This window comes from Arthrobacter sp. C9C5 (genome assembly GCF_013359735.1).
Taxonomy (GTDB): domain Bacteria; phylum Actinomycetota; class Actinomycetes; order Actinomycetales; family Micrococcaceae; genus Arthrobacter.
On sequence record NZ_JABFMX010000028.1, the window covers coordinates 1 to 17,086 of the forward strand.

The window sequence follows — 17,086 nt, forward strand, 5'->3', positions numbered from 1 at the left end:
GGCCCTCGCAGCCTAGGCTCTTACTTAGCCAGTCCAACTTTCAGGGACCAGTTCAAACCCCGGGGACTACTTGTTCGTTAACGGGTGGCTTAGGCCTTCGCGCCGGCCAGTTCGCGCCCGGCGGCAGCCGGGACACCGCCGTCGGCGTCAACATTGGAAGCGTCAACACCGTCGGCGTCAGCGACATCGTCGCTGAACGGGTCGCCGTTGCGCGGGGCGTTGTAGAGCGACTCATCCAGGATGCCCTGGCGCTTGGCCACGATGGTGGGTACCAGGGCCTGTCCGGCCACGTTGACCGCGGTGCGGCCCATGTCCAGGATCGGGTCGATCGCCAGCAGGAGGCCGACGCCGGCCAGCGGCAGTCCCAGCGTGGAGAGCGTCAGGGTCAGCATGACGACGGCGCCGGTGGTGCCGGCGGTAGCGGCGGAACCCAGCACGGAGACGAGGGCGATTAGCAGGTACTGGGTGAAGTCCAGCTGGATGCCGAAGAACTGGGCCACGAAGATCGCGGATACAGCCGGGTAGATCGCGGCGCAGCCGTCCATCTTGGTGGTGGCGCCCAGCGGCACGGCGAAGGAGGCGTAGGCGCGGGGCACGCCCAGGGAGCGTTCGGTCACGCGCTGGGTCAGCGGCAGGGTCCCCACGGAGGAGCGGGAAACGAAGGCCAGCTGCACCGCGGGCCAGACACCGGAGAAGTACTGCTTGATGGACAGGCCGTGGCTGCGGACCAGTACCGGGTACACCACAAACAGCACAAGGGCGAGGCCAACGTAGATGGCAAAGGTGAACTTGCCGAGCGAGCCGATGGTGTCCCAGCCGTAGACGGCCACGGCGTTGCCGATCAGGCCGACGGTGCCGAGCGGGGCGATCCGGATGATCCACCAGAGGACCTTCTGGATCACGGCGAGCGCGGAGGCGTTGAGGTTCAGGAACGGCTCGGCGGCCTTGCCCACCTTGAGCGCGGCGATGCCGACGGCGATCGCGATCACGAGGATCTGCAGCACATTGAAGCTCACGGCGGTGGTCGCGACGCCGTCCGTGACGGTGGTGCTTGCGCCGAGGCCCAGGAAGTTCTTCGGGAACAGCCCGACCAGGAAGGCCCACCAGTCACCGGACTTGCCGGCGTACTCGGCTTGCTTGGTGATGCCGGTGCCCGCGCCGGGCTGCAGCAGCACGCCCAGGCCGATGCCGATCAGCACCGCGATCAGCGAGGTGATCGCGAACCAGAGCAGCGTGTTCCAGGCCAGCCGCGCCGCGTTGGAGACGGCGCGCAGGTTGGAGATGGAGCTAACGACGGCGGTAAAGATGAGCGGCACGACGGCGGTCTGCAGCAGCGAGACGTAGCTCGAGCCGATGGTCTGCAGGGTGGCGCCGAGGGCGTTGGGGTTGGCCTTGGTGCTGCCCGTGTATTTCGCGAGCAGGCCAAGACCCAGGCCCACGATCAGGGCGGCGATGATTTGGAAGCCGAAAGAGCCGGCCCATTTGGGCAGCTGGAAACCGGGCTTGCCTGCGGTTGCGGGGGTGCTTGTCTGAGTGGTCACCCGAATACGCTAGGACCGGGCTGCATAACACGACGAACAAACGTTGAGAAATGTTACGCGCCCCGATTTGAGCTTCGAATGAGCAATCCCTGTAAACAAGCCGAAGGACGGTCCGTTTGTGAAGTTATTCCGCCGGCGAGTGTGGCGATTGTCTCTCCGTGGGCCCGGGGGAGCAGGCATCCGGCAGCGTGCGTCTAAGCGAGGAACGAGCGAGCACGCAGAGGATGGCTGTCCCCCGGGACAGCAGGCAGGGTGCCTGCCCCGGGCCGGGAACTCCTACCCCAGGAGGGCCCGCTTCAGGGTGTCCAACCCCACGGAGCCCATGTTGAGCGCCTTGGTGTGGAAGGCCTTGAGGTCGAAGCCCGGCCGGGATTCGAGCTCGGCGCGGATCTGCTCCCAGAGCCGCTGGCCCACCTTGTACGACGGTGCCTGCCCCGGCCAGCCGAGGTAGCGGGTGAACTCGAACTTGAGCTGGCCCTCGCTGATCGCAAGGTTCTGCTTCAGGAACCCGTACCCCGTGTCCGGAGTCCAGGTGCCCGACCCCCAACGCTCGGGCACCTCCAACTCCAGGTGCACGCCGATGTCGAACACCACCCGGGCCGCCCGCATGCGCTGCATGTCCAGCATGCCCATGTGGTCGCCCGGATCCTTCAAATAGCCGAGTTCCTGCATCAGCTTCTCGGCGTACAGCGCCCAGCCTTCACCGTGCCCGGAGGTCCAGCAGACGTTGCGCCGCCACTTGTTCAGCAGTTCACGCCGGTAAGTGGCGGTGGCGACCTGCAGGTGGTGGCCCGGCACGCCCTCGTGGTAGACCGTGGTGGTCTCCGCCCAGGTGGTGAAGGTATCCTCGCCCGGCGGCACGGACCACCACATGCGGCCCGGCCGGCTGAAGTCATCCGAGGGGCCGGTGTAGTAGATGCCGCCTTCCTGGGTGGGGGCGATCTTGCACTCGAGCGTCTTCATGGCATCCGGGATGTCGAAGTGCACGCCGGCAAGGTCGGCCACGGCCTTGTCGGACAGCTCCTGCATCCAGGCCCGGAGGGCGTCGGTGCCCTTGAGCTGGCGGGCCGGATCGTTGTTCAGGATTTCCTTGGCCTCTTCGACCGTGGCGCCGGGCCGGATCTGGTTGGCCACGCGCTCCTGTTCGGCGATCAGGCGGTCGAGTTCCTGGACACCCCAGGCGTAGGTCTCCTCGAGGTCCACCGTGGCGCCGAGGAAGGAACGGGAGGCCAGGGCGTAGCGTTCGCGGCCCACGGCGTCCTTTTCCGGGGCGGCCGGCAGCAGTTCGGCTTCCAGGAAGCCGGCCAGCCGGGCATAGGCCGCGCGGGCGGCGGCAGCACCGGCGTCGAGCTTGGACTGCACGTCCTCGGGCAGCGGACCCTCGGCAGTCTTCGCCTCGGCGGCCAGCTTGGCGAAGAAGCCGTCGTCCGCGGCGTGCTTGGTGGTCTGCTCGATCACGATCCGCACCTGGCGGGCGGCGGAGACCCGGCCGGAGTCCCGGGCCGTGCGCAGCGAATCAATGTAGCCGTCCAGGGCGGCCGGAACGTTGTGCGCGCGGCCGGCGATGTGCTCCCACTGCGCGGCGGTGTCCGTCGGCATCAGGTCGAAGATCGCGCGGATCTCCTGGGCGGGGGAGGCGATGTTGTTCAGCTCGGCCAGATCCCAGCCGGAGTCGTGGATTTCCAGCTGCAGGCCGAGGCGCTCGCGCATCGCGTCCAGGGTGACGGCGTCGACGTCATCAGCAGGCTCGAGCCCTTCCAGCGCGGCCAGGGCCTCGCGGGCCGCGGCAGCGAACTCCTCATGCCCGGCGGGGGAGAAGTCCGGGTACTCGGTTTCGTGGCCGGGCAGGCCCAGTTCAGTGGCGAAACTCGGGTTGAGCCGGATCAAGGTGTCCGTGAAGGCGTCGGCGACGGCGTCGATCGCGGTCTGCGGGCGCGCCGGAACCGGATTGTCGGGCGTGGTGTTCTGAGTTGTTTGGGTAGTCACCCGAACGAGACTAGCCGGGCCGCGCCAGTTATGAAAGGGTTACTGAACTTTCCTTAGCCGCGGCTGCGCTTCCACGAGCCGGGGCCCGGCTTCGGCGCCAGCTGCAGCTGCTGCCGCCGGATCCAGTGCCGCACGCCCGGCTTCTCCGCAGCGGCGGTTTCACCGCTGCCCAGGGAGAGGACGACGGCGGTCAGCGCCGCGAGTTCCTCCGCCGTCGGCTCGCCCTTCACGACGGCGAGCACCGGCTGCTCCGCCGGCGTGCCGTCGGGTTCCATCTCGGGTCGGGTGGGGATCACAGCGGGATGTTCCCGTGCTTCTTGGCGGGCAGGCTGGCACGCTTGTCCCGCAGCGCGCGCAGGCCCTTGATGATCTGCAGCCGCGTCTCGGACGGGGCTATCACCGCGTCCACGTAGCCCAGCTGGGCGGCCTGGTACGGGTTGAGCAGCTCCTCCTCGTACTGCCGGATGACCTCGGCGCGCTTGACCTCGACGTCGCCGCCGGCCTCCGCGACGGCGGCGAGTTCGCGGCGGTACAGGATGTTGACGGCGCCTTGGGCGCCCATGACGCCGATCTGCGCGGTGGGCCAGGCCAAGTTGAGGTCGGCACCGAGCTTCTTGGAGCCCATCACGATGTACGCCCCGCCGTAGGCCTTGCGGGTGATCACGGTCAGCTTCGGCACGGTGGCCTCGGCGTAGGCGTAGAGCAGTTTCGCGCCGCGGCGGATGATGCCCTGGAATTCCTGGTCCTTGCCCGGCAGGAAGCCCGGCACGTCCACCAGCGTGATGATGGGGATGTTGAAGGCGTCGCAGTGCCGGACAAAGCGGGCCGCCTTCTCCGAGGCGGCGATGTCCAGGGTGCCGGCGAACTGCATCGGCTGGTTGGCCACGATGCCCACGGTGTGGCCCTCGACCCGGCCGTAGCCGATGATCACGTTCGGCGCGTAGAGCGACTGCATCTCCAGGAAGTGCGCGTCGTCGACGATCTGCTCGATCACCTTGCGCATGTCGTACGGCTGGTTGGCCGAGTCCGGGATCAGCACGTCGAGGGCCAGGTCGTCGTCGTCGAGCTCCGGCTGCTGGCTGTGCTCCAGCACGGGGGCCTCGGCGAGGTTGTTGGAGGGCAGGAAATCCAGCAGCTCGCGGACGAACTCGACGGCGTCCGCCTCGTCGGCGGCGAGGTAGGTGGAGGTGCCGGTGTTGGCATTGTGCTGGCGCGCCCCGCCGAGGGTCTCCATGTCCACGTCTTCGCCGGTCACGGTCTTGATCACGTCCGGGCCGGTGATGAACATGTGCGAGGTCTTGTCCACCATGACCACGTAGTCGGTCAGGGCGGGGGAGTAGGCAGCGCCGCCGGCGGAGGGGCCCATGATCAGCGAAATCTGCGGCACGACGCCGGATGCGTGGACGTTGTTGCGGAAGATGTCCGCGAACATGGCCAGCGAGGCGACGCCTTCCTGGATCCGGGCACCGCCGCCGTCGAGGATGCCGACCACCGGGCAGCCGTTGCGCAGCGCGAACTCCTGGACCTTGACGATCTTCTCGCCGTTGACCTGGCTCAGTGACCCGCCGTAGACGGAGAAGTCCTGGCTGTAAACAGCTACGGGGCGGCCGTCCACGGTGCCGTAGCCGGAAACGAGGCCGTCGCCCAGCGGCTTCTTCTTCTCCATGCCGAACGCCGTGGAGCGGTGCACGGCGAGGGCATCGAACTCGACGAAGGATCCGGCGTCGAGCAGCAGGTCGATGCGCTCGCGGGCGGTATTCTTGCCGCGCGCGTGCTGCTTCTCGATCGCTTCCGGGCCGGAGGGCTGCTCGGCACGGGCCTGGCGGTCGCGGAAATCGGCAATCTTTCCCGCGGTCGTGGTCAGATCGTGGCTCATCAAGTGTCTCCGGCTCTGTTGTTCGCTGCTGTTCTTCGTTACGGCTGTCCTAGGCCTGTGCGGTGGCGCTTAAGTGGATTCCACACAAAAACATGGCCGTGCTGGCAAGTCTAGTGACGGTATTCGTCCGCACCGCTGTAGAAAACCTACAATTTTCACCCCAAGCTTCACCGCCGGTTGCTGCGCTCCAGCTCAGTTACTCGCGGTCGCACCGGGGCTGGAGCCCAGAATTCCGCGGGTGCGGGCCAGATTTCCGCGCCCGCGCGGGCAATAACCGGGCGGGAGCGTCACGACCGTCCCGGGAAAGGCATGTTACTGGTCAGTAACATCGGCTAGGCTGGGGCTATGACTTCAAGCAACGACGCTTCGGCCGTATCCCCGGAATCCCGTCAGCCGGAGCCGTACCAGGCCTCGGGTTCCCTGGCGGGCCGCACCATCCTGATGTCCGGCGGCAGCCGCGGCATCGGCCTGGCGATCGCCCTCCGTGCCGCCCGCGACGGCGCCAACATCGTGCTGCTGGCCAAGACCGGCCAGCCGCACGCCAAACTCGAGGGCACCGTCTACTCCGCCGCGGAACAGATCGAGGCGGCCGGGGGACAGGCGCTGCCGCTGGTCGGCGATGTGCGCAACGACGCCGACGTCGCCGGCGCGGTTGCCGCCGCCGTCGAACGCTTCGGCGGGATCGACATTGTGATCAACAATGCCTCCGCGATCGACCTCTCCAAGACCGACGCCGTGGACATGAAGCGCTACGACCTGATGCAGGACATCAACGTCCGCGGCACCTTCCTGCTCAGCAAGCTCGCCCTGCCGGCGCTCCGCGAATCCGCGGCCGGGCAGATCCTCACGCTCTCGCCGCCGCTGAACCTGGACCCCAAATGGGCCGGCATGCACCTGGCCTACACCATGGCCAAGTACGGCATGAGCCTGACCACGCTGGGCCTGGCCGAGGAACTCAAGGTGGACGGCATCAGCGTGAACTCGCTCTGGCCCTGCACCCTGATCGACACCGCCGCGATCCGCAACATGCCCGGCGGCGAGCAGATCGTCCGCGGCGCGCGCGGCCCGCAGATCATGGCCGACGCCGCCCACGCCGTGCTGACCGCCAGCAATGCCATCCCGGCCTCCGGCAGCTGGAGCGGGAATTTCTACACCGACGAAGAGGTGCTGGCCGCGGCCGGCGTCACGGACTTCGCGCCGTACAGCCTGGGCGCGCCGGAAGACCGGCTGGTTCCTGACATTTTCCTCTGAGTTTCCGGCCGCGTTTCGCCGTTCCGGGGCGGCGCGGGCCGCCGAAACTCCCCGCTTTTGCGTGTTCGACACCGGAATACCGCGGCGTGTCAGTGCAACCCGCCGACGGCGGCGTCCAAAGTTGGGGACGTTCCGCCAGGCGCGCGGCCGCCACTGCCCCGCCCGGTCCGGCGCCGCGGGGGCCGTTACTCGGTAGGATTCAAGCATGGAAGCCGCGCAGGAGACACCGGACCGTCCACCCCTGGACCAGAGCGCCCTCAGCGACGCCGAGTTCCTCTCGGCCAACGGCATCCCGCAACTGACCGTCGTGGAGTCCACCGGCTCCACGAACGCGGACCTGTTGCGCGGCGTCACCGTGGATCCCGGGGCCTGGCCGGACCTTTCCGTGCTCACTGCCGAGTACCAGAGCGCCGCCCGCGGCCGCCTGGACCGGCACTGGGAAGCCCCGGCCCGCAGCTCCGTATCCGTCTCGATCGTGCTCCGGCCGGTCAACGCCGAGGGCCGCCCGCTGCCCACCCAGAGCTACTCCTGGCTCTCGCTGCTTGCCGCGCTCGCGCTGCGGGAGGCCCTGCTGGAAACCGCCGGAATCCCCGCCGAGCTCAAATGGCCCAACGATGTCCTGGTCCGCGGCCAGAAGATCGCCGGCATCCTCGCACAGCTGGGCCCCATGGGCGACGGCGCCGTTCCCCCCGTGGTGCTCGGGACCGGGCTGAACGTCACCCTCACCGAGGCCGAACTTCCGGTGCCCACGGCCACCTCGGTGCTGCTGGAACACCCGACGACGGTGGACCGGACCGCACTGCTGAAGAGCTACCTCTCCCGCTTCGCCACGCTCTACCGCAGCTTCTGCAACGCCGACGGCGACCCCGCTGCGGGAATGGCCGGCGGTCCTTCGCTGCACAAGCGGGTGGAGCACGTGCTGACCACCCTCGGCAAGCAGGTCCGTGCCCAGCTCCCCGGCGACCACGAGATCATCGGCCACGCCACCCGGCTGGACGACTACGGATCGCTGCTGGTGGTTGATGCCGCCGGGCACGAGCACGTGGTGACCGCCGGCGACGTCGTGCACCTGCGCCCCTGGACCCCACCCGGCGAGGCCGGCGGCGAAAGCGGCTATGCGTAAGGAGCTCCTCCCGGGCGAGCAAGTGATTGTCGTTACCCGCCCCCAGCCGCGGACACTGATCGTCCCGGCCCTGCTGTTCATCCTGGTCTCCGCCCTCACCGCCTTTGCCTGCGCCTGGATCGTGAAGGGCGGGGCCGCCAAACTCGTCCCGCTCGTCACTCCGAACTGGACGCCGTGGCTGATCGGCGGCTGCCTGGCGCTGGCGGCCTGGGTGCTGGTTGGCTACTGCCTGCCCAAGGTGGTGACCTGGCACGCCAGCCGCTACACCCTGACCAGCCGGCGCCTGGCTGCCCGATACGGCATGTTGCGGCGGCGGGAGGCGCAGGTTCCGCTGGCCGCGGTCCGTAATGTGTTCATCGAACAGACGTTGCTCCAACGGACCCTGCGCTCGGGGAATATATCCTTGGATACCGGGTACCCCTCCAGCACGGTGATTCCGGACGTCCCCGAGGTCATGACGTTCCGGAACTTCATCCTCGACGCGCTAGACGAACTTCCGGAGGGCGAACTGCTTGAGGCCGACGACACGATGCACGGCTCCGGCGAATGGCCCATGGACATGAGAGAAGGTGGAAGAGATGAACGCTGAGAACGTGCACCCCGACACCGGACTCCTGGCCGCCGAGCCTTCGGACGTGCCCGAAGCGGTCCTCGAAGCGTCCTCCCTCGAAGCCGCCGTGCTGGACTCCCTCGCAACCTCCGATCCCGATGACGCCGCTGATTTCGGCGCCGGCGCCGGCGCTGCCGTTGCCACTGACGCCACCGACGGTGCCGCTGCCAGTGACGCCACTGACGCCACCGACGGTGCCGCTGACAACGAAAACGGCACCGACGACGGCGACGCCTCCGGCCCGGCTGCCGCCGAAGAGCCGGCTGCCACTCCGCCCACCGGCACCATGTCCGCGGAACGCCTCGCAACCAAGGCCCTCGAGCAGCGGCTGCTGGGCGGCGAACGCAAGCTGCGCCGCCGTGAGGTGGCCGCCGGTGCAGGGCTGTCCCTGCTGTCCGCCCGGAAACTCTGGCGTGCCCTCGGGTTCCCCAACCTGGGCGATGACGACGTGGCGTTCACCGAAAAGGACCAGTCCGCCCTGAGCACGATTGTGGACCTGGTCCGCGCCGGCAAGCTCACCGAGGAAGCCGCCATCTCCGTCACCCGCGCCATCGGCCAGATGACGGACCGCATGGTGGTCTGGCAGATCGAGGCACTGGTCGAGGACATGGTCCACCAGCAGGGGGTCACCGACGCCGTGGCCCGCAAACGGTTGGTCAGCGAACTGCCCTCGCTCGTGGACGCGCTCGAGGAAATGCTGGTCTACTCCTGGCGCCGCCAGCTCAACGCCGGGGTGCAGCGACTCGCGGTGCGTGCCGAGGCCGGCCTGGCCTCCAGCGAGGAGGGCCGCGAAGGGGATGAAGACGACGCGCCGCTGCCGCTTGCCCGCGCCGTCGGCTTCGCCGACCTGGTCTCCTACACCAGCCTCTCCCGCCGGATGAACGAAAAGACCCTCGCCCAGCTGGTGCAGCGCTTTGAAAACAAGTGCGCCGAGATCATCTCCGTCGGCGGCGGACGCCTCGTGAAGACCGTCGGCGATGAAGTCCTCTACATTGCCGAAACCCCTGCTGCCGGGGCCGAGATCTCGCTGGCCCTCTCGCAGGCCTTCAACGAGGACGAGATCCTGCCGCAGGCGCGCGTCGCCATGGTGTGGGGCCGCATCCTCTCCCGGCTGGGGGACATCTACGGACCCACCGTGAACCTGGCCGCCCGCCTCACGGCGCTGGCCGATCCGGGCACCGTGCTGGTGGACTCCATGACCGCGGCGGCGCTGGAACACGACGAACGCTTTGTGCTGCTTCCCCGCGACGCCGAGAACGTGCGCGGTTTCGGCGAAATCCACCCCGTGGAGCTGCAGCGGGGCAGCGGGAGGGGCCTGGTCCTGGACTAAGGCCTCCGGAAGCGGCGCCCTCCGTCGGGGAGTCCTCCCCATCGCGCTCCCGGAGATCGTTAGGTAGGCTATCGCGGGAAGTGGGGGACCGGTCTAGGTCAGTCCGCCGGGGAATCCACCAAACTCTTGAAGGAAATTTGACGCTGTGCCACGACTTTTCGCCATGCTGGGTGCACGAAAGCCGGGCTCCACGAAGCCGCGATCACGCACGCGCCGCAAGCTCGTCACCGCCACCTCCTTCGCGGCCGCCGCTGCAGTGCTGGTGACCGGGGCCATCATCTACCCCGGCCTCAAGACCACCGAGGTGGAGCTGAATGACGGCGGCGTGTGGGTGGTGTCGAAGGCAAGGAACGCGGTGGGGCGGCTGAACTATCCGTCCCGCGTCCTGGACGGTGCAGTGACCCCGGCGTCGACGACGTTTGACGTGCTGCAGGATGCCGGGACGGTGTTCGTTGACGATGCCTCGGGCTCGACGTTGAACCAGGTTTCCGCGGCGCAGATGCGCCTAGGCGGCGATAAGAAGTTGCCGGGCTCCGCCGAGGTGAGCTTCGGATCGAAAGTGATAGCGGTGACGGACGCCGCGCGCGGCCGGGTGTGGGCGTTGTCGCCGTCGACGGTGAACGGTTTCGATGAGGAGAATTCGGAGCCCGTGCTCTCAGGGGCGCAGGGCACCGTGTCAGCAGTGGGTTCCGACGACCGGATTTACAGTGCCGACCCCAAGTCCGGGCAGGTGACGGTGACCAGTGTGGATGCCGACGGCCGGGCGACGGATTCGCAGGCCAGCACCTGGGACGGCTTGAAAGGTGCCGGCAGCATCCAGTTGACCGTAGTGGGGGACCAGCCGGTGGTGCTGGACGCGGGCCGCGGGAAGTTGTTCCTGCCGGGCGGGCGTGAGCTGGCGCTGGCGGATGCCCGGGATGCGCGGCTGCAGCAGGCGGGTCCGGGAGCGGATGCGGTGGCCGTGGCGACGCCGAAGGCGCTGTTGGAACAGCCGCTGGACGGGTCGACGGCGAAGACCGTCACCTTCGGCGGCCAGGGGGTGCCGGCGGCGCCGGTGCAGCTGGGCGGCTGCGTGCACGCGGCGTGGTCCGGGGCGAATAAGTATGTGCGGGACTGCGTGAATGAGGCCGATGACAGGACCGTGGACGTGCCCAAAGCGTCCGCGTCGCCCAGCTACGTGTTCCGGGTGAACCGGGATGTGGTGGTGCTCAACGATGTGAACTCCGGCAATGTGTGGCTGGTGAACCAGAACATGCAGCTGGTGAACAACTGGGACGACGTCATCCCGCCGAAGAACCAGTCCGATGACCAGGACCAGGAATCCGCGGACAACAACACCGTCAACATCCTCCCGGACCGCACCAAACCCAACCGGCCCCCGGAAACGAAACCCGACGCCGTCGGCGTCCGCCCTGGTCGCACCACGGTGCTGAGCGTGCTGGACAATGACTCCGACCCCGACGGCGACGTCCTGACTGCCGCCGTTGCCGGCAGCGGTCCCAAGGCCGGCAGCCTGGAGAGCATCTACGGCGGCACGGCCTTCCAGATCACCGTCCCGCCGGACGCGAAACCCGGCACCGAAACCTTTGGCTACAACGCCGCCGATGGCCGCGGTCTCTCCGCCGGCGGCAGCATCACCCTCAGCGTCGTGGGCCCGGACGAGAACAAGCCCCCGCTGTTCAAGCGCGGCGAGCCCACCACCATGCTCGTGGAGCAGGGCAAGTCGGTCAGCCAGAACATCCTCACCGACTGGACCGACCCTGACGGCGACGACCTGGTGCTGATGGATGCCAGGGCAGACAACGACCAGGACCAGGTCAAGGTGCGCCGCGACGGCCTGCTCAGCTACCAGGACTCCGGCGCCGCCCCCGGCAAGAAGACCGTCACGGTCACTGTCTGGGACGGCCGGGCGACCAGCACCGGACGGGTGATCGTCAACGTCCAGCCGCCGGGAGCGCTGCAGCCGGTGGTCAACGCGGACCACGTCACTGCCGTCGTCGGCCAAGACCTCGTGATCGCCCCGTTGAAGAATGACGTCGATCCCAACGGCGGCGCGCTGCGGCTCGCCCAGGTGGAAGCGGCCGGAACCGCCCAGCTGGGTCCGGTGACGGACGGCGGAACGTTCACCTTCCGCAGCGACACCCCTGGCCCGGTCTACCTGAGCTACATCGCCAGCAACGGCCCGCAAAGCACCCAGGGCCTGATCCGGGTGGACGTCGAGTCCGGCAAGGACGCCGGCGACCCCGTGGCCGTGCACGACGTCGCGCTGCTCCCGGCCGGCGGCAGCGTGCTGGTGGACCCGCTCGCCAACGACTCGGACCCGGCCGGGGGAGTGCTGGTGCTGCAATCCGTGCAGTTGCCGGACAACGCAACCGCCTCCGTCAGCGTGATCGATCACGCCGTGCTGCGCATCACCGACATCACCGGCACCAAAGAACCCTTCATCTTCAGGTACACCATGTCCAACGGCACCAAGTCCGCCACCGGCAGCGTCTCCGTGGTCCCCGTCCCGGCGCCCGCAGTCGTAGAGGCGCCCCAGCCCAAGCCGGACGAGGTGAACGTCCGCGTCAACGACGTCGTCACCATCCCCGTGCTGGCCAACGACACGCACCCGCAGGGCCAGAAGCTGACCGTGGACCCGGTGCTGCCGCAGCCCGTGCCGGCCGCCGACGGCAAGAGCTTCGTCTCGGAGAACACGCTGCGCTTCATCGCCGGCGCCGTGCCCAAGACTGTCCGGGCGATCTACAACGCCGTGGACCCGCAAGGCCAGAAAAGCGCCGCCGCCGTCACCATCCACATCCTGCCGCTTGAAGGCGCGCAGAACTCGCGTCCGCAGCCGAAAAACCTCACCGCCCGCGTAGTGGCCGGCGGCTCGGTCCGGATCCCCGTCGAGCTCGACGGCATCGACCCCGACGGCGACTCCGTCCAGCTGACCGGCATCGACAGCACCCCATCGATGGGAACCGCCACGGCCGGAAGCACCTTCATCGACTTCACAGCCGCCGGCGACGGCGCCGGAACTGACACCTTCCGCTACAAGGTGGTGGACCGGCAGGGCGCCGTTAACACCGGCACCGTCACGGTCGGCATCGCCCCGCGCGGGGAAACCAACCAGAAGCCGACCCCCGTGGACGACGCCGTTGCCGTGCGGCCCGGCCGCCAGATCGCCGTCGACGCCACCGGCAACGACACCGACCCAGACGGCGACCCGATCCGGATGCTCACCGACGGCATTGAAGCCGCCCCCGAGCTGCAGGCCACGGTCAGCAAGCAGAGCGGCCGCATCCTGCTGCTGGCCCCGGGCCAGGAAGGCACCGTCAACGTCCGCTACAAGGTGGCCGATGACCGCGGTGCCGCCGCCCAGGCCGCCATCGCCGTGAAGATCCAAAAAGACGTGCCGCTGCAGGCCCCCATCGCCCGGGACGACCGGGTAACCTCCGCCCAGACGCTCGGCAAGACCGCCGTCGACGTCCCGGTGCTCAAGAACGACGAAGACCCCGACGGCGTCGGCGAAAACCTCAAGGTCAGCACCGACGCGAAGACGGCGCGGCCCGGCCCGGACGGCAACATGATCGTGGAGCTGACCGAGCAGCCACAGCTGATCCCCTACACCGTAGAGGACGTCGACGGGCAGAAATCGACGGCGATCATCTGGGTCCCCGGGATTGGCCAGCAGGTCCCCACCCTCGCCAAAGACGACGTCGTAGAAGTGGTCGCGGGGCAGTCGGTCATTCTGGACCTCAAGGAGTGGGTCAAGGTCCGCGACGGCCGCTCGCCGCGCCTCACCCAGACGGACCGGATCAAGCTGATCGGCGCCGACGGCTCGGACCCGGTCGCCAACAACGGCACGGCCCTGAAGTACACGACCGGCAAGGACTACGCCGGCCCAGGCTCGCTCAGCTTCGAGGTGACGGACGGGACCGGCCCGGACGATCCGGCCGGGCTCAAGTCCACCCTCAGCATCCGCACCAAGGTGCTCCCGGACCCCAACCGGAACAACCCGCCGGTGCTGCTGGGCAGCCAGGTGGAGCTGCCCAAGGGCGACACCGCCAGCGTGGACCTGGCCCGGCTCACCACGGATCCCGACGACGGCGACGTGGAGAACATGAAGTACGAGCTGGCGGGCAACGTCCCACCCGGTTTCGACGCCCACATCGAGGGTCAGACCCTGAAGGCCTCGGCCAAGGACGGGATCGACGCCGGCGCCACCGGAGCGGTCCAGGTCAAGGCCAAGGATCCGCGGGGCCTCGAGGCGACTGCGACCTACCGGTTGGCCGTCACTGCTTCCAACCGGCCCAAGCCGGTGGCCAACGACGACCTCGAGCCGAACGCCGCCGCCGGCAAGCCGGTCACGGTTCCGGTGCTGGAAAACGACGCGAACCCGTTCCCGGAGTCGCCGCTGAAGATCGTCGCCGCCACCGCCGAAACCGGTTCCGGCAACGTGGGCGTCGAGGGCGGCAACGTCGTGGTCACCCCGGCCTCCGGGTTCTCCGGCACCATGGTGGTGGCGTACACCATCGCCGACAAGACCGGGGACCCCTTACGCCAGGCCACGGCCCGGATCCGGCTGACCGTCAAGGACCGGCCGCTGGCCCCCACCACGCCGCTGGCTGCCAGCGTCGGCGACGGCACCGCGCTGCTGAACTGGACCGCACCGGCGGACCGCGGATCCCCGATCACCAAGTACACCGTCTACGGCGAGGGCGGATTCCGGCAGGACTGCCCGGCGAACAGCTGCACCCTCACCGGCCTGACGAACAACTCGAAGTACCACTTCCAGGTAACGGCCACCAACGCCATCGACGAATCCGAGCGGTCCCCGGCGTCCGCCGAGGTGCGCCCCGACGTCAAGCCTGACACCCCGGCCGCGCCGGCGCTGAAGTTCGGCGACCAGCAGCTGGCGGTGACCTGGGTTGCCCCGGCCTCCAAAGGCTCGCCGGTGAAGTCCTATGACCTGGAAATCTCGCCGGCACCGGCGGGGCAAAACGCACAGATCCAGAACCTGACCTCGGTCAGCTACGTCTGGAAGGGCCTGAAGAACGGCGTGGCCTACAAGGTCCGGGTCCTGGCCCGCAATGATGCCAAGGAACCCTCCGAATGGAGCCCCTACTCCGCCGCCGAGGTGCCGGCGGGCAAGCCGGCCACACCGGCCGCGCCCAGTGCTGCGTCAGCCGGATCGGTGGGCACCCAGAGCCAGCTCCGGGTGAGCTGGAGCGCACCGGACAACAACGGCGACGCCGTCTCTTCCTACACGCTGACCACCCTGCGCGGCGGATCCGCCGTGTCGACCCAGAAGGTCTCCGCCACCTCGCAGAACGTCACGGTGGACAACTCGGAGGCGGACTACACGTTCACGGTCTCGGCCACGAACAAGGCAGGCACCTCCGGCACCAGCGCCCAGTCCGCCTCAGTCCGTGCCGTGGGCAAGCCGGACATGGTGGGCGCGCCCACGGCCAGCCTGGTTGACACCGGCGGCGACGGCGGGAAAATCAACGTAAAGTTCCCGGTGCTGACCGCCGCCCAGCGGAACGGCTCGACCGCCGGGGAGATCACTTATATGTACCGCCTGACTTCCGGCGACGGCAGCGGGAACATCCCGGCCGGCGGCGGCGTGGTGGCCGCCCCCAACGGGACGGCCACCGCCGTGGTGGTCTGGGCCGTGTCCTCGCGGAGCAGCAGCCCCGGAGACGCCAGCCCGGCGTCCAACTCGGTCAACCCCTACGGCCTCGCCTTCGCGCCGAACGTGACGGGCAGCGGCAGCGGCGGTGTGGGTGATCGGACCGTGTCCTGGAGCTGGAACCAGCCCAGCGGCAACGGCCGGGCCGTGACCGGCTACCAGTACAGCCTGGACGGGGGCGCCTGGCAGGACATCGGGCAGCGGTCGTTCTCCAAGACCGTGGGCTTCAGCGAGACGCACACCCTGCAGGTCCGCGCGATCAGCGCCGGCCAGCCCGGGCGGATCGGCAGCGACACCTCCCGCAGCGGCGCGGAGCCGCCGCCGCCGCAGCCCACCTCGTGGGACATCCGGGCGACGCCGGTCCGGACCTGCACGGAGCCCAACAGCGGCACCAACAGCTACCGGAACACCAACCCCGACAAGTGCATTTTGCCGGGCAAGTGGTTCGAGACGGGCTACACGGCCCAGGCGGACCGCTACGTGGTGTGGAACGGCCGGGTCTGGTACCACCTGACCTCGGGCGCGGCCGCCGGCAACTACGCCCGCGGGGACACGACCTCGCTCGGCACCAACCCGCCCGCAGGGATGCCGGGCCCCTGACCGCCCCGGCACACCATCCTTTTTCACCAGCAACAGAACAGGAACCAGCGCATGACGATGACAACTGAGCAGGCCGAATGGTTTGCCGGCACTTTTGAGAAGCTCGTTGCCAACGTGGGGCAGGCCGTGCTGGGGAAGGCCCATGTCATCCGGCTGACCTTCACGGCGATGCTGGCCGAAGGCCACGTGCTCTTCGAGGACGCACCCGGGACCGGCAAGACCTCGCTGGCCCGCGCCCTTGCGGCCACCGTGCAGGGCTCCAACAACCGCATCCAGTTCACCCCGGACCTGCTTCCCTCGGACGTCACCGGCGTGACCATCTACGACCAGAAAACGCAGAAGTTCGAGTTCCACAAGGGCCCGATCTTCAACAACATCGTCCTCGCCGACGAGATCAACCGCGCCTCGCCCAAGACCCAGTCCGCCCTGCTGGAGGTCATGGAGGAATCCCGGGTCACCGTGGACGGCGCCACCTACGAGGCCGGCCGGCCGTTTATGGTCATGGCCACCCAGAACCCGATCGAGCAGGCCGGCACCTACCGCCTGCCCGAGGCCCAGTTGGACCGCTTCCTGATCAAGACCTCCATCGGCTACCCGGACCACGCCTCCACCGTGCAGCTGCTCGGCGGCGCGAACCTCAAGGACCGGTCCAAGGACATCACGGCCGTGATCACCACCCAGGCCGTCGCGGACATGGCCGACCTCGCTGCCACCACCCACGTGGACACCGCGGTGCTGGAATACATCTCCCGGCTCTGCGAGGAGACCCGCAACGCCCCGGAGACCCGCCTCGGCGTGTCCGTCCGCGGCGCCCTCGCGATGGTCCGCGCCGCGAAGGTCTGGGCGGCCAGCCAGGGCCGGAACTTCGTGCTGCCCGACGATGTGAAGGACCTCGCCGCCGTCGTTTGGACCCACCGCCTGGTGATGGACCCGGAAGCGGAGTTCTCCGGCGCCACCGCCGAGGCCGTGCTGGCCCGCGTGCTGGCCGACGTCGCCGCCCCGCAGCAGCGCGCCGCCGTCTAAGCCGTCCCGCCCAGTCCGCTCCCGGAGCCGCCCCAAGCCGGCCCCGCCACCCTGCACGAACAAAGGCAC

Annotated in this window: 10 protein-coding genes; 6 read left to right on the top strand and 4 right to left on the bottom strand. The window is 68.6% G+C overall.

The window, feature by feature from the left end; all coding sequences use genetic code 11:
- Positions 1-89: 89 nt before the first annotated feature.
- The 4 genes from HNO80_RS16910 to HNO80_RS16925 all read right to left on the bottom strand — a co-directional run bounded on the left by HNO80_RS16910 (position 90) and on the right by HNO80_RS16925 (position 5,403).
- A complete protein-coding gene (locus HNO80_RS16910) occupies positions 90-1,541 on the bottom strand; it encodes a dicarboxylate/amino acid:cation symporter (protein WP_175324013.1) in 1,452 nt (483 codons plus the stop codon).
- Positions 1,542-1,817: 276 nt separating this feature from the next.
- Positions 1,818-3,527, bottom strand: coding sequence for a DUF885 domain-containing protein (locus tag HNO80_RS16915; protein WP_175324014.1), 1,710 nt, complete (start codon positions 3,525-3,527; stop codon positions 1,818-1,820).
- 53 nt (positions 3,528-3,580) lie between these two features.
- Positions 3,581-3,823 carry an acyl-CoA carboxylase subunit epsilon gene (locus HNO80_RS16920; protein WP_502707878.1) on the bottom strand — a complete coding sequence of 81 codons (243 nt, stop codon included), beginning with the start codon at positions 3,821-3,823 and terminating at the stop codon, positions 3,581-3,583.
- Positions 3,820-5,403: an acyl-CoA carboxylase subunit beta gene (locus HNO80_RS16925; RefSeq protein ID WP_175324015.1), complete on the bottom strand. Its 1,584-nt coding sequence runs from the start codon at positions 5,401-5,403 to the stop codon at positions 3,820-3,822. The genes HNO80_RS16920 and HNO80_RS16925 overlap by 4 nt, the downstream gene beginning before the upstream one ends.
- A gap of 345 nt (positions 5,404-5,748) precedes the next feature.
- Between HNO80_RS16925 and HNO80_RS16930 the strand changes: the two genes are divergently transcribed.
- From HNO80_RS16930 to HNO80_RS16955, 6 genes are all read left to right on the top strand, one after another.
- Positions 5,749-6,654, top strand: coding sequence for an SDR family oxidoreductase (locus tag HNO80_RS16930; protein ID WP_175324016.1), 906 nt, complete (start codon positions 5,749-5,751; stop codon positions 6,652-6,654).
- A 205-nt stretch (positions 6,655-6,859) separates the two neighbouring features.
- Positions 6,860-7,777, top strand: a complete 918-nt coding sequence (locus tag HNO80_RS16935) for a biotin--[acetyl-CoA-carboxylase] ligase (protein ID WP_175324017.1) — start codon at positions 6,860-6,862, stop codon at positions 7,775-7,777.
- The gene (locus tag HNO80_RS16940) at positions 7,770-8,366 is read left to right on the top strand and encodes a PH domain-containing protein (RefSeq protein ID WP_175324018.1); all 597 of its coding nucleotides are present in this window, start codon (positions 7,770-7,772) and stop codon (positions 8,364-8,366) included. The genes HNO80_RS16935 and HNO80_RS16940 overlap by 8 nt, the downstream gene beginning before the upstream one ends.
- Complete coding sequence (locus HNO80_RS16945) at positions 8,356-9,717, top strand: adenylate/guanylate cyclase domain-containing protein (protein WP_175324019.1); 1,362 nt, start codon at positions 8,356-8,358, stop codon at positions 9,715-9,717. Before HNO80_RS16940 ends, HNO80_RS16945 begins: the two co-directional genes overlap by 11 nt.
- A gap of 163 nt (positions 9,718-9,880) precedes the next feature.
- Positions 9,881-15,994, top strand: coding sequence for an Ig-like domain-containing protein (locus HNO80_RS16950; RefSeq protein ID WP_175324030.1), 6,114 nt, complete (start codon positions 9,881-9,883; stop codon positions 15,992-15,994).
- A gap of 51 nt (positions 15,995-16,045) precedes the next feature.
- Positions 16,046-17,017: an AAA family ATPase gene (locus tag HNO80_RS16955; RefSeq protein WP_175324020.1), complete on the top strand. Its 972-nt coding sequence runs from the start codon at positions 16,046-16,048 to the stop codon at positions 17,015-17,017.
- The last annotated feature ends 69 nt before the right edge of the window (positions 17,018-17,086 follow it).